General features: G+C 66.3%; 12 protein-coding genes. All 12 read right to left on the bottom strand.

Features of this window, described 5'->3' with window-relative positions; translation table 11 throughout:
- Positions 1-171: 171 nt before the first annotated feature.
- Positions 172-459 carry a YggT family protein gene (locus SBP01_RS07660; RefSeq protein ID WP_275213563.1) on the bottom strand — a complete coding sequence of 96 codons (288 nt, stop codon included), beginning with the start codon at positions 457-459 and terminating at the stop codon, positions 172-174.
- Between the two features lie 120 nt (positions 460-579).
- A complete protein-coding gene (locus SBP01_RS07655) occupies positions 580-1,110 on the bottom strand; it encodes a cell division protein SepF (protein ID WP_275213562.1) in 531 nt (176 codons plus the stop codon).
- An 89-nt stretch (positions 1,111-1,199) separates the two neighbouring features.
- The gene (locus SBP01_RS07650) at positions 1,200-1,925 is read right to left on the bottom strand and encodes a YggS family pyridoxal phosphate-dependent enzyme (RefSeq protein ID WP_320538010.1); all 726 of its coding nucleotides are present in this window, start codon (positions 1,923-1,925) and stop codon (positions 1,200-1,202) included.
- Positions 1,918-2,610 (bottom strand): polyphenol oxidase family protein, encoded by a 693-nt coding sequence (locus SBP01_RS07645; protein WP_320538009.1) that lies wholly within the window; start codon positions 2,608-2,610, stop codon positions 1,918-1,920. Before SBP01_RS07645 ends, SBP01_RS07650 begins: the two co-directional genes overlap by 8 nt.
- 8 nt (positions 2,611-2,618) lie before the next feature.
- On the bottom strand, positions 2,619-3,854 hold the full coding sequence (gene ftsZ / locus SBP01_RS07640; protein WP_320538008.1) for a cell division protein FtsZ: 1,236 nt from the start codon (positions 3,852-3,854) through the stop codon (positions 2,619-2,621).
- Positions 3,855-4,055: 201 nt separating this feature from the next.
- Positions 4,056-4,973, bottom strand: a complete 918-nt coding sequence (locus SBP01_RS07635; RefSeq protein WP_320538007.1) for a cell division protein FtsQ/DivIB — start codon at positions 4,971-4,973, stop codon at positions 4,056-4,058.
- A complete protein-coding gene (murC, locus tag SBP01_RS07630; protein ID WP_320538006.1) occupies positions 4,966-6,342 on the bottom strand; it encodes a UDP-N-acetylmuramate--L-alanine ligase in 1,377 nt (458 codons plus the stop codon). Before murC ends, SBP01_RS07635 begins: the two co-directional genes overlap by 8 nt.
- A complete protein-coding gene (gene murG, locus SBP01_RS07625; protein WP_275213550.1) occupies positions 6,339-7,439 on the bottom strand; it encodes an undecaprenyldiphospho-muramoylpentapeptide beta-N-acetylglucosaminyltransferase in 1,101 nt (366 codons plus the stop codon). Before murG ends, murC begins: the two co-directional genes overlap by 4 nt.
- A 6-nt stretch (positions 7,440-7,445) precedes the next feature.
- Positions 7,446-8,789 carry a putative lipid II flippase FtsW gene (gene ftsW / locus SBP01_RS07620; protein ID WP_275213549.1) on the bottom strand — a complete coding sequence of 448 codons (1,344 nt, stop codon included), beginning with the start codon at positions 8,787-8,789 and terminating at the stop codon, positions 7,446-7,448.
- A 2-nt stretch (positions 8,790-8,791) separates the two neighbouring features.
- Positions 8,792-10,369, bottom strand: coding sequence for a UDP-N-acetylmuramoyl-L-alanine--D-glutamate ligase (murD, locus tag SBP01_RS07615; protein ID WP_275213548.1), 1,578 nt, complete (start codon positions 10,367-10,369; stop codon positions 8,792-8,794).
- Positions 10,351-11,460, bottom strand: a complete 1,110-nt coding sequence (mraY, locus tag SBP01_RS07610) for a phospho-N-acetylmuramoyl-pentapeptide-transferase (RefSeq protein WP_275213547.1) — start codon at positions 11,458-11,460, stop codon at positions 10,351-10,353. The genes murD and mraY overlap by 19 nt, the downstream gene beginning before the upstream one ends.
- Entirely contained in the window at positions 11,457-12,923 is a 1,467-nt protein-coding gene (locus SBP01_RS07605) for a UDP-N-acetylmuramoyl-tripeptide--D-alanyl-D-alanine ligase (RefSeq protein ID WP_320538005.1), read from the bottom strand. The genes mraY and SBP01_RS07605 overlap by 4 nt, the downstream gene beginning before the upstream one ends.
- Positions 12,924-12,928 lie beyond the last annotated feature (5 nt).

The raw sequence follows: 12,928 nt of genomic DNA, 5'->3' as shown, positions 1-12,928 counted from the left end.
CTCATTGGTCTAGTTAGTCAGGAGGCCTTCCGGCCGTCCAAAACTACGGTACCTAAAATTTGTCTGGTTCCTCTAATTCAACACTGGGTGTCAAACCGGAGATTTCTTTCGCTTCACAGGGTTGGGATCCGTTCCAGCAACCGCCCCTGAACTGCTAGGTCTTGTCGAAGATTACGCGAATCCCCTGGTCACCGCCATTGCGATGCTCACGGCGATGAAGAGAACCAGGAATCCGAGGTCCAGGGTCACGCCGCCGAGCCTCAGCGGGGGGATGACCCGCCGCAGCCCCTTAAGTGGCGGATCAGTCACGGAGTACACCGTGTGGGCGGCCACTAGGGCCGCACCACGGGGCCGCCACTCCCGGGCAAACATCTGCACCCAGTCAAAGACCAGGCGGACGATGAGGGCAACGAAGAACAGCAGCAGGGCAATATAGAGCAGTCCGAAAACAATTCCCATGACTTAACTCATATCTCCATGTCCATTCCGGATACCGCAGTGCCCTGCCAACATTACTTGTCTATTTCAGCACAGATGCCAGACAGGTGTCCCTGCCTGGCATCAGCACTCAGCCCGGGGCTAGCTTTGGTTGAAAAAGCTTGCCTGGGTCTCACTGATTTTCTTGTCGTCGCCGATGACCTCGATGTAGGACGGCGACAGCAGGAAGACTTTGTTCGTGACGCGCTCGATGCTGCCGCGGAGCCCAAAAACGAGGCCGGCCGAGAAGTCAACCAGCCTCTTCGCGTCCGCCTCGCCCATGTCAGTGACGTTCATGATCACGGGAATGCCGTCGCGGAAACTCTCCCCGATGAGCTTGGCGTCGTTGTAGGACCGCGGGTGGATCGTGGTGATCTGCCGGAGTCCGGACGTTTCTTCGCGGCTCGAGGCCGCACGCTTGATGGGGGTCACGGGTGCGCGGTATTCCTCTTCGGGGACGTGGACTGATTCACGGCTGACTTCGCGGACCGGTGCAGGGGCCCGGCGTTCCTCGCGGTCAGCTTCCATGGTTTCGTCCTCGTCCTTACGTGTTGTGGTGTGCTCGGACTCGTAGTGTTCATCGCCGTCGGCGAGCCCAAGATAGATCATTGTCTTGCGCAGAGCGCCGGCCATGGTCGACTCCTAATCGTGTCCGTAGGCGGGCCGCCCAATAACTTGACAGCACTGGAATCCCCCGCCACTCACTTCCTATGTGCTCGACGCTACCCCACAGCGGGACGTGATCCGAGAATATCGGAACCGATCCGCAGGTGTGTCGCCCCGAATCTGATGGCCGCCTCCAGGTCCTGGCTCATGCCGGCAGAAATGGCTGAGGCAGTGGGATGAACCGCCACCAGCGAAGCGGAAACGGCTGCCAGTTTTTCGAAAGCGGCCTCCGGGCTGGCCCCGACCGGTGCGACGGCCATGACGCCTGCCAGCTCCAGCCCGCCGGCCGCGGCGAGCCGGTCAGCCAGGAGCGGCACCTCAGCCGGCGCAGCCCCGCCGCGGTGCGCGCCGGCGTCGTCATCGAGACTGACCTGGATGAAACACTGCAGGGCGCCGCGGCCAGTGCGATCCTGCTCCGCGGCGATGGCACGCTCCAGGCCATCCACCAGTGCGGGGCGGTCGATGGAGTGGACTGCATGGGCGTATCTGGCCACGGACTTGGCTTTTTTGCTCTGCAACTGCCCCACGAAATGCCAGTGAAGTCCAAGGTCAGCCAGTTCCGCCGCCTTGGTTGAGGCTTCCTGGTCACGGTTTTCGCCCAAATCGCGCACCCCCAGCGCGGCGAGGCGCCTGATGTCCGCGGCCGGATGGAATTTGGTGACGACGATCAGCGTGGGCAGGTCGTTGCCGCGGCCTGCCTCGGCGGCCGCTGATTCGATCCGCCGCCGGACCGCGGCCAGCCGTTCCGCCAGCTCAGCCATCCGTGCGGTGTCTTCAGTCATGGGACCACACGATTCCGGCAAAGCGTCCGGTCGTGGATGAACGGCGGTAGGAGAACACCTGCTCGCTTTCGAGCGTGCACTGCCCGGCGTATTCGACGACCACCCCGGCGGCCTCCAGCTGACTGCGGGCTCCGGCCGGCAGGTCCAGCGCGGGGGTCCCCCAGGACGTTTCGGCCCGCGTTGCCGGTACCTGCGCGGCCACCTGGTCACGCAGGTCGGCGGGGACCTCGTAACACTTGCCACAGATTGAAGGACCGAGCCAGGCCCGGATCCCGGTTGCGCCCGCTGCCCGCATCCGTTCCACTGCTGCGGGCAGGATGCCGTTGGCTATTCCCGGCCGCCCTGCATGGACAGCGGCCAGGACCGGCGTGCCGTCCGCGTCCTGAGCCACCAGTACCGCAGGGATGCAGTCGGCCACCATGACCGCGAGGGGAAGGCCCCGGGACACCATGGCGTCTGCCGTGGGCGCGGGGGTGCCGGGCTCCATCATCTCAACCGTGGAACCGTGGACCTGATCCATGAACCGCAGGGATCCCGGTGTCAGCCCGGCGGCCCCCTCCAGCTCACCGCGGCGCCGTCGCACTTGCGCTGCATCGTCACCGACGTGGAGGGCAAGATTGCCGGCGTGAATGTCCGTGAATGCGACACTGACGCCGGGAGAGACTTCAGCCCGCCAAAGGAACAAGCCGTGCCCTACTTCAGGAAGTCGGGGACATCCAGATCGTCCGAGCGGTTCCCCGAGAGATCCGGCTCCACCACTGAGGGGAGGTCGACGTCGAAACCTGAGTCCGCCGGAACGGCGGAGGGGCGCTGCTGGCCCCAGTTGCTCAGTCCGGACGCACCCATGCCGGCGTGGACGGGCTGCGCGTTGAGCTGGTGGCTGCCGCCGCCGGAGGTGGGGGCCTGGGCCGGTGCGGGAGCCGCGGCGGGACGCTGGGGCGCCACCTGGGGCTGGGACTGGTCCATGGAGGGCGAGGTGGCCTTCACGTCGTCGAACCCGGCGGCGATGACCGTCACGCGGGCTTCGTCCCCAAGGGCGTCGTCAATCACGGCACCGAAGATGATGTTGGCCTCCGGGTGGGCCACTTCCTGGACGAGTCGGGCTGCTTCGTTGATTTCGAACAGGCCGAGGTCAGAGCCGCCCTGGATGGAGAGCAGGACACCATGGGCGCCGTCGATGGAGGCTTCCAGGAGCGGGGACGCGATGGCAAGTTCAGCTGCCTTCACTGCACGGTCCTCGCCGCGTGCGGAGCCGATGCCCATCAGGGCCGAGCCTGCGCCCTGCATGACGGACTTGACGTCGGCGAAGTCCAGGTTGATCAGCCCGGGCGTGGTGATCAGGTCCGTGATGCCCTGGACACCGGACAGCAGGACCTGGTCAGCGGAGCGGAAAGCGTCCAGGACGGAGACGTTGCGGTCGCTGATGGAAAGGAGGCGATCGTTGGGGATCACGATCAGGGTGTCAACTTCGTCGCGGAGGGCGTCGATGCCGGCCTCGGCGGAGCCGGCACGGCGGCGGCCCTCGAAGGTGAACGGGCGGGTGACCACACCGATGGTCAGTGCACCGAGCGAGCGGGCAATTCGTGCCACGACGGGCGCGCCGCCGGTTCCGGTACCGCCGCCTTCGCCTGCAGTCACGAACACCATGTCGGCGCCGCGGATGACCTCTTCGATCTCGTCAGCGTGGTCCTCGGCAGCCTGCTTGCCCACCTCAGGGTTGGCGCCTGCACCGAGACCGCGAGTCAGCTCGCGTCCGACGTCGAGCTTGACGTCGGCGTCACTCATCAGCAGTGCCTGAGCATCTGTGTTGATGGCGATGAACTCGACACCCCGGAGGCCTACCTCGATCATGCGGTTGACTGCGTTCACGCCACCGCCGCCGATGCCGACGACCTTGATGACGGCCAAGTAATTCTGCGGAGCTGCCACGTTACGTGTCCCTTGTTCGTGTCCTATTGCGAAAACTGTGGAGTCGGGCTTGAAGCCTGCAACCTTAACCTTCGAGTTGAAGGTTATAGTTATGTCAAGTAACTCATGTTGGAACGCTATTTCCTATGGTTCTGACATTCAATAACCGGAGCCGCGTGTCGCGCGAATACCGGGAAAGTTTGCAGTTGCCGGAGGAAAGGTTCAACGCGTCACCGGATGCCGGGGCGCGCTCACATCGTACACGCGCACGGGGTTCTTTGGATCGGCCGGAACCTTCAGGAGGGCTGCAAGCACCTTGGCCTTGAGTTCCTTCTCCCCGGCGTTGCCCCAGATGATGGTCTGGCCGTCCACCAGCTTCAGTTCCACGGCATCCACCGATTGGGCGGAGGCGTTGGAAAGCTTCGAGAGTACGTCCGGGGGGAGCGCCCCCAGCACCTCGGCGGTGGCCTGGAAAAGGTCCTTGCCGATGGTTCCGGCGCCGCCGTCGATCACGGGAAGGGACACCGAGGCCGGGTCCGTCGTCGCAGCCAGCACCACGCCGTCCACGTCCACCAGCTGGTACTGCTCCCCCTGTTTGACCAGCGCCACCGGAGTGCGTTCGAGCACGTGCACCACGAGTTCTGATGGCGGCCGTGCCTGCGAAGAGACGGATTTGATCTGCACCAGGGACTTCAGCATGCTGCTGACCTCGTCGTCGCTGATCTGCGGCAGCGGTTTGCCCTTCAGCGGCTCCAGCGCCGCCTGCACCTGGTCGGATGTGACCAGTTTGGTCCCTGTTACGGAAATGGTGCCCACGGCCAGCATCGGCGAAAAGATGGCTGCGGCAAGGAGGGCCGCAACCAGCCCCAGCACAGTTCCCGCGGCAACGAGCAAATGCCGCCTCCGGCGCTTGGCCGGCGGCTCAGGAAAAACCAGCACGTTGTCGGGGCCGGCCGGTTTCTTCTCCCGGGACGGCACGGATCCCGGGGCCTTTCCCTTCTTGCGGGCCGGCACGGTGGCCGGATCCGGAACGGGGACACTCTTGGAAGCGGAGATGGTCTCAGGTTCAGCCGACGCCGCCCCGGCATCGGCTGGCCGGCGTCCCGGTGACGCGTAGGTGGGGCGGCGCGGGCTACCCATCGAGGGCCTGCACAATCTGCGGGCCGAAGGCGGTCACGTCGCCCGCGCCGACGGTCAGGACGATGTCACCGGGCCGGGCGGCCCGGGCCAGGGCGGACACAGCTTCCGCCGGTTCCACGAGCCGGCCGCCGGGCCCCAGGTGATCGGCGATCAGCTGGCTGGTCACGCCCGGGATGGGATCTTCACGGGCAGGGTAGATGTCCAGGACCAGGGCCGTGTCTGCCAGGTTCAGGGCGTCGGCGAACTCTTTGGCGAACTCCCTGGTGCGGGAGAACAGATGGGGCTGGAAGAGCACGTGGACATGGTGCCCGCCTGCCACGGACCGGGCCGCGGTCAGGGCTGCCCGGACCTCGGTGGGGTGGTGGGCGTAGTCGTCAAAAACGCGTACTCCGCCGGCCTCCCCCTTGAGTTCGAAACGGCGCGACGCTCCGGAGAACTGGGACAGGGCCCGCGCGGCGGCGCCGGCCTCGACGCCCAGCTCCAGGGCGACGGCGACCGCGGCCGCGGCATTGAGCGCGTTGTGCCGGCCGGGGACCTGCAGATCCAGGGCATACCGGCCGGCAGGTGCGGACACGTCCACCTTTCCGGGGCCGTCGTCCTGCAAAACCAGGTCGGAGCCGTCCGACGTTCCGTACAGGACCACCCGCGTGTTCCCGCGGGCCCGCGTGCGCTCGGCGAGGGCGCGGGCGCCGGCGTCATCCGCGCAGGCTATCAGGACGCCGTCGGCCGGAAGCAGTTCGGTGAAGCGGTCAAAGGATTCGTAAACGGCCTCCGCGGTGCCGTAGTGGTCCAGGTGATCCGGTTCCACGTTGGTGACCACGGCTATCTGCGGCCGGTAGTTCAGGAAGGAGCCGTCGGATTCATCCGCTTCGGCCACAAAGATGCCGGAGCTGCCGTGGGCTGCATTCACGCCCAGGGCAGGCACGTTGGCCCCGATGGCAAACGAAGGGTCCAGCCCGGCTCCCCGGAGCAGCACCGTAATCATGGAGGTGGTGGTGGACTTGCCGTGCGTTCCGGCGATGGTCACCACAGTGTCGTCGCCCATGGTTGATGCCAGCGCCTCGGACCGGTGCAGGACGGGCAGTCCGGCTTCACGGGCGGCCACCAGTTCCGGGTTGTCCGCGCGGATGGCCGAACCCGCCACCACGGTCTGGGCATCGCCCAGGTTGGATGCGGCATACCCCACGGCGATGCGGGCTCCGGCGGTCGCCAGGTCCGCCATGACCGGCAGGTCCTTGGCATCTGAACCGCTGACAGTGACACCCCGTGCCGCCATGATCCGGGCCACGGCGGACATGCCGACACCGCCGATGCCGATGAAGTGGACGCGGCCCAGGGACTTCTGGCTGCGGATGCTTGCGGGGGTCATGCGGATACCGCTTCCAGGACAAGACCAGCCATGCGCTGATCGGCGTTTCGGATGCCAAGCCGGCGGGAGCTGGCGGCCATGCCGGCCAGCCGCTGCGAGTCGGTGATCAACGGGATGATGTGGCCCGTTATCCACTGCGCGGTGAAGTCCTTATCCGGGACGATGAGCGCGCCCCCGCTTTCCACCAGCCCGGCGGCGTTCAGTGCCTGCTCACCGTTGCCGATGGGCAGCGGTACAAAAACGGCGGGAACTCCCACTGCTGCCACCTCACAGACGGTGGCGGCACCGGACCGCGCCAGCAGGAGGTCGGCGGCGGCGTACACCAGTTCCATCCCGTCCACGTACTCAACCTGCCGGTAGCCGTCAGCGGTGAGCGGGCCGCCGTCGGGCGCCACCACTGTCTTGCCGCGGCCGGTGATGTGGAGCGTCTGGATCCCGGCCGCGCCCAGGTCCCGGGCCGCTTCAGCCATGGCGCGGTTGATGCTCCGGGCACCGGACGAGCCGCCGGTCACGATCAGGGTGGGCTTGTGTTCATCAAGACCCAGGGCCTTGCGCGCCGCACCGCGGGCCGATTCCCGGTCCAGGCCCGAGATTTCGGTCCGCATCGGCATCCCGACGTGGCGGGCGTGCCGCAGCCGGGTGGTCTCGAAGGCGGTGGCAACATGCCGGGTCAGTAACGATCCCACGCGGTTGGCCAGGCCCGGCCTGGTGTTGGCTTCATGGATCACAATGGGGATCCCGCGTCGGCGGGCAGCGAGGTACAACGGAGTGCAGACGTAACCGCCCACGCCAACCAGGACGTCGGCAGAGGCCTCGTCCAGGATCCGGCCGGACTGGCGCACTGCACCGGCCAGCCGGGCGGGCAGCTTCAGCAGGTCCAGGGACGGTTTCCGCGGAAACGGTACCCTGTCGATGGTGGCGAGCTCCACGCCGGCCGCCGGGACCAGGCGCGTTTCCATGCCCGACGGCGTGCCCACGGCAAGCAGCCGGGACTGCGGCGCGGCGGTCCGCAGGGCAGCCGCGATCGCCAGGAGCGGGCTGATGTGGCCGGCGGTGCCGCCGCCCGCCAGGACAATGGACAGGTTCTGGGAAGTCATCGGGTGCTAGGTGCGCTTTCTTGCCGTTTTGGTGGGCCGGGCGGATTTCCCGGCCTTCCTGGTGCCGAACTTGAGCATTCTCTTGGGGCGAAGGGCCGGAGCCATCTGTTCCCGGGCCAGGGACAGGACCACGCCCACGGCACAGAGGGACATAAGCAGGGCCGAACCGCCGTACGAAATAAAGGGCAGCGGCACGCCGATGACGGGCATCAGGCCGGTCACAACCGCCATGTTGACGGTTGCCTGGCCCAGGAGCCACACCATGATGGTGCCGGCCAGGACGCGGTGGAACATGTCCTCCTGCGCCACCACCACGCGGTAGATGGCGGCGCCGAGGATGGCAAAAAGGACAAGCACGACGACGGTGCCCACCAGGCCCAGTTCCTCGCCGATGATGGCGAAGATGAAGTCGTTGTGGGCTTCGGGAATCCAGCTGTACTTCTGCCGGCTCTGGCCCAGGCCCACGCCAAACCAGCCGCCGGAGGCCAGCCCGTAGAGACCGTTGGTGGCCTGGTAGTTGGCATCGATGCCGTCCGCACAGGACTGGCCGGTCCACCAGGAGGTGATCCGGCACATGCGGTTGGAACTGGTGATGGCCATAACGGCGGTCCCGGCAGCGGCGGCCACGGCTGCAAAGCCAAAGAGGTAGAGCGGCACGCCGGCAAAAAACAAGGCCGCGGCCGTGATCATCATGATGATCATGGCGGTGCCGAGGTCATTGCCCAGCAGGACCAGGCCGATGACGGCACCCGCAAGCGGCACGGCCGGGACGAGCACATGCTGCCATAGCCGCAGCAGTTTGCCTTTCCTGGCCAGGACGGTGGCCATCCAAAGAGCCAGCGCCAGTTTGGAGGCCTCGGAGGGCTGGAACGTGATGCCGCCCAGGTCTATCCAGTTTTTGTTGCCGTTGACCTCGTCGCCCACCACCTGGACCAGGACCAGGAGCATCAGGGCGACGCCCACCGCAGGCCATGCCAGCCGCTTGAGCCACACCACGTTGATCCTGGAGAGGACGAACATCACGAAAATGCCGATCGCGGCGAACATGCCCTGCTTGAGGGCATCTCCGTACGGTGACTTGCCGGCCGCGATCGATTCGACGCTGGATGCCGAGAGCACCATCATGATGCCGATGGCCGTGAGCGCCAGCGTGGAGCCCAGGATGAGGTAGTAGGTGGAGCCGTTCCGGGATGTCCCGTTCCCTTCGAGGGCGGACCAGAAGCCCCGGTACCAGCCCTTGATCCGGGCAGGGAGGGTGGGCCTGGACACCGTGGACCCGGGTGCCGGACGCGGCGCGGGTTTCCCGGTGCGCGGCTTTGCCGCGTTCGGCCGGGTGGGCGTGCTGACCATTCTTACTCCTCGCCGGTCTGGGCCTGCCCTTCCACCAGCTCGCGGACAGCTTCGATAAAGGCGTTACCGCGGTGAGCATAGGAAGAGAACTGATCCATGGAAGCAGCCGCCGGTGCCATCAGCACGGTGTCGCCCGATACGGCCAGCTGCGCTGCTGACGCAACGGCCCGGGACATCACGTGCTCCCCCGGAACCGGAGAGTCGCCCGCGTTGGCTCCGCCCGTTACGGCAGTCTGCATATTTTCAGTGTCGCCCGCCGAAGCGATGATCACCGGGACATCGGGCGCGTGTCGCTGCAGGGCATCGGCAAGGGGGGCGGTGTCGACGCCGATGAGCACCACCGCTTTGAGCCTGCCCGCCTGATCGCGGACCAGGTCGTCGTAGCTGACTCCCTTGGAGAGTCCTCCCGCGATCCAGATGACCTTCTCGAATGCCGTCAGTGATGCGGCCGCTGCGTGGGGGTTGGTGGCCTTGGAATCATTGACCCAAAGAACACCGTTCACCCGGGCAACGGGCTGGATGCGGTGGTTGCCCGGCACGTAGTCCTGGATGCCTTGGCGGACCGCCTCCGTGTCCACCCCGTAGGCGCGCACCAGTGCGGCAGCTGCCAGGGCGTTGGCCACCATGTGGCGGGGGGCGAACTGCCCCAGGTCCGTCATCGACGCGAGCTCGGCGGCACTGTCCTTGCGCTGCTCGATGAAGGCCCGGTCCACGAGGAGTCCGTCCACCACGCCCAGCATGCTGATGGCCGGGGTGAGCGTGGTGAAGCCGACGGCCCGGCAGCCTTCAACCACGTCGGCGTCCTCCACCATGCGTTCGGTTTCGATCTGCTCGGCGTTGTAGATGCAGGCCTTCTGCGTGCGGGCATAGACCTTTGCTTTGTCGGCCAGGTAGGAGTTGTAGGAACCGTGCCAGTCAACGTGGTCTTCTGCCACGTTCAGGCACACGCTGGCGACGGGCGAGAGGGATTCCGCCCAGTGCAGCTGGAAGCTGGAGAGTTCAACGGCGAACACGTCATACTCCACCGGGTCGCGGAGGGCATCCAGGATGGGTGTGCCCACGTTGCCGACGGCAATCGCCTTCAGTCCTGCGGCCTGCAGCATTGAGGCCGTCAGTCCGACCGTGGTGGTCTTGCCGTTTGTGCCGGTGATCGTCAGCCAGTCGGGGGTCTTGTGTCCTTCACGCACCCGCAGCCGCCAGGCGAGTTCGACGTCGCCCCAGACCGGGATGTGCGCGCGTGCGGCGGCGGCGAGGAGCGCCTGGTCGGGACGCCAGCCCGGCGAGGTGACGATGAGGTCGGGGAAGCTTCCTTCAATCTTGGGAACCCTGCTGACGGCCTCCTCGCCAAGGAGCACGTCCACGGCGCCGACAATCTTCAGGGTGTCCGCGTGGGCCTTCGCGGTGTCGGTGGTGGCGGCGTCGACCACCACCACGCGGGCCCCGAGTTCAATGAGGGTGTCCGCTGCGGCGAAGCCCGACACACCGATTCCGGTGACAACAACGCGCAGGCCGGCCCAGTCCGAGTCCCAGCTGACCAGGTTCTGCAGGCGCGGGGAAACAGTCACAGGAGCACAACCCATTCTGCGTAGAAGACACCCAGGCCGACGGCGACGAAGAGGCCGCCCAGGATCCAGAAGCGGACAACCACGGTCACCTCAGCCCAGCCCTTGAGTTCGAAGTGGTGCTGCAGCGGTGCCATCTTGAAGACACGTTTGCCGCCGGATAATTTGAAGTAGCCCACCTGGATGATCACCGAGAGGGTGATCAGCACGAACAGGCCGCCGACGATGCCCAGGAGCAGTTCGGTGCGGGAGAGGATGGCGAAGCCGGCAATGGCGCCGCCGATGGCGAGGGAGCCGGTGTCGCCCATGAAGATTTTGGCCGGCGAAGTGTTCCACCAGAGGAAGCCCACCAGGGCGGCGCTGAGGATTGCCGCCAGGAGTGCCAGGTCCAGGGGATCGCGGACGGTGTAGCAGCCGCTTCCGGTTTCGCGCGGCGATCCGCAGGCCTGGTTGTTCTGCCAGATTCCCATCAGGGTGTAGGCGCCGAACACCATCACAGCGGCGCCGGCGGCCAGCCCGTCCAGCCCGTCCGTGAGGTTCACGCCGTTGGTAGCTGCCGTCACGATCAGGTTGGACCAGAGGACGAACAGGATGGCGCCGATGACCGTGCCGCCGAAGGCCAGGTCCAGCCAGGGGATGTCGCGGACCAGGGAAATTTTTGTCGACGCCGGGGTCAGGCCCTGGGGATCGGGGAAGTTCAGGGCGAGGATGGCGAAGGCGATGCCCACCGCCGCCTGAAGGATGAGTTTGGCTTTCGCGTCCAGGCCAAGGCTGCGTTGGCGCGAGATCTTGATGAAGTCATCGAGGAAGCCGACCAGCCCCATGCCGACCATGAGGAACAGGAGGATCAGGGCCGACGCCGACGGTCCGGCGGACGCCGGGTTCATCAGCCACATGATCAGGTGGGTCAGGCCGTAGCTGAGGAGCACTGCTCCCACCACCACGGTTCCGCCCATGGTGGGCGTGCCGCGTTTGGTGTGATGGGATGTGGGTCCGTCATCGCGGATGAACTGCCCGTAGCTTTTGCGGACAAGGAGGCGGATAAACAGGGGGGTTCCCACCAGGGCGAACAGCAGGGCAAGTCCCGCGCCGATCAAAAGTGCAATCACAGCAGCTCGCTCCTTTCTTCGGCAGGTTCCGTGGATTGTGGGGGTAATGCTATCCGATCACCCAAATGCCGAAGCCCGACGCTGTTGGAGGACTTGAAGAGCACCAGGTCACCGGGTTCCAGCTCGGCATCAAGGAGCGAGTAGGCTTCCTCGACGTTTTCGGCGAACACACATTCGTCGCCCCAGGAGCCTTCCTGGACTGCGGAAACATAGAGGGCGCGTGCCTCGCGGCCAACCACCACCAGCCGCGAAATGTTGAGCCGGACCACTTGGGTTCCTACGGCTGTGTGCTCACGGATGGAATCCGGCCCCAGCTCCAGCATGGCTCCCAGCACGGCCCAGGTGCGGCGTCCGCGCCCCAGGTCTGCCAGGGTGCGCAGGGCGGCGCGCATGGACTCGGGGTTGGCGTTGTAGGCGTCGTTGATGACGGTAACCCCGTCCGGGCGTTCCGTGCGTTCCATCCGCCAGCGGCTGGCTGCTGACTGGCCGGCCAGGGACGCTGCGATGTCCGTGCCCGGCACACCGGCTGCGTGCGCTGCTGCGGCTGCCGCCAGGAGATTGCCGGTGTGGTGGGCACCGATCAGTCCGCTGCTCACGTGGAGGCCGGCATCGCTGCCGGGAAGGACGAGGTCGAATTCCGGGTTTCCGGCACTGTTGGTGTCCGGGTTGACTGCCCGCACTGCCGCGTCGGGACGGTCCTCCGCGGAGAAACCCAGCACCGCTGCGACGGTGCGCGGACGCATGCCTGCCACCCGGTCGTCGTCGAGGTTCAGCACGGCTGTGCCGGTGGGCGCGAGTGCCTCCACCAGTTCGCCCTTGGCGAGCACGATATTTTCGACGCCGCCGAACTCCCCTGCGTGGGCGGTGCCAACGCCCAGGACCACTCCGATGTCCGGCTTGACCATGTCAGCCAGGTAGCGGATGTGGCCGATGCCGGTGGCACCCATTTCGATGACCAGGAAGCGGGTCCCGGCGTCCGCCCGGAAGACCGTGAGCGGCACGCCGACCTCGCCGTTGTAGGAGCCCTGAGGGGCCACGGTGTTGCCTTGGGTTGAGAGGATCCCGGCGAGCAGGTCCTTCGTTGTGGTCTTTCCGGCCGAGCCGGTGATGCCGATGACTGTCAGGGATTCGCCGGCCGACGCCCGGACCGCGCGGATGCGGCGGACGGCTTCGGCGGCCAGGGCACCCATGGCGAGGACCGCGTCCTGGACCAGTACTGTCGGATAGTTCGTTCCGTTGGGCCCGGGAACAGGTCGCTCCGCGAGGGCCAGCACGGCACCTTGGCTGAAAGCGGCCGCCACGAAGTCGTGCCCGTCCGCGTGTTCACCGGGTTTCGCGACGTAAAGCGCCCCGGGCACGGCGTCGCGCGAATCGGTGACCACCGATTGCGGGGTGATCCCCGGATCGGCGTCCAGGCGGCCGTTTGTGATTTCGGCGATTTCCGCCGCAGTAAATGCAATCATCTCGG

The sequence above is a fragment of the Pseudarthrobacter sp. IC2-21 genome (assembly GCF_034048115.1).
GTDB classification, from domain to species: domain Bacteria; phylum Actinomycetota; class Actinomycetes; order Actinomycetales; family Micrococcaceae; genus Arthrobacter; species Arthrobacter naphthalenicus.
The sequence above is the reverse complement of the archived record's forward strand: the minus strand, read 5'-3'. Positions and strand labels throughout refer to the sequence as shown.

Excerpts from the sequence above, each read along its gene's own strand:
- SBP01_RS07660 (WP_275213563.1), bottom strand. The coding sequence starts at position 459 with ATGGGAATTGTTTTCGGACTGCTCTATATTGCCCTGCTGCTGTTCTTC.
- SBP01_RS07655 (WP_275213562.1), bottom strand. The coding sequence starts at position 1,110 with ATGGCCGGCGCTCTGCGCAAGACAATGATCTATCTTGGGCTCGCCGAC.
- SBP01_RS07650 (WP_320538010.1), bottom strand. The coding sequence starts at position 1,925 with ATGACTGAAGACACCGCACGGATGGCTGAGCTGGCGGAACGGCTGGCC.
- SBP01_RS07635 (WP_320538007.1), bottom strand. The coding sequence starts at position 4,973 with ATGGGTAGCCCGCGCCGCCCCACCTACGCGTCACCGGGACGCCGGCCA.
- murC (WP_320538006.1), bottom strand. The coding sequence starts at position 6,342 with ATGACCCCCGCAAGCATCCGCAGCCAGAAGTCCCTGGGCCGCGTCCAC.
- murG (WP_275213550.1), bottom strand. The coding sequence starts at position 7,439 with ATGACTTCCCAGAACCTGTCCATTGTCCTGGCGGGCGGCGGCACCGCC.
- ftsW (WP_275213549.1), bottom strand. The coding sequence starts at position 8,789 with ATGGTCAGCACGCCCACCCGGCCGAACGCGGCAAAGCCGCGCACCGGG.
- murD (WP_275213548.1), bottom strand. The coding sequence starts at position 10,369 with ATGGGTTGTGCTCCTGTGACTGTTTCCCCGCGCCTGCAGAACCTGGTC.
- SBP01_RS07605 (WP_320538005.1), bottom strand. The coding sequence starts at position 12,923 with ATGATTGCATTTACTGCGGCGGAAATCGCCGAAATCACAAACGGCCGC.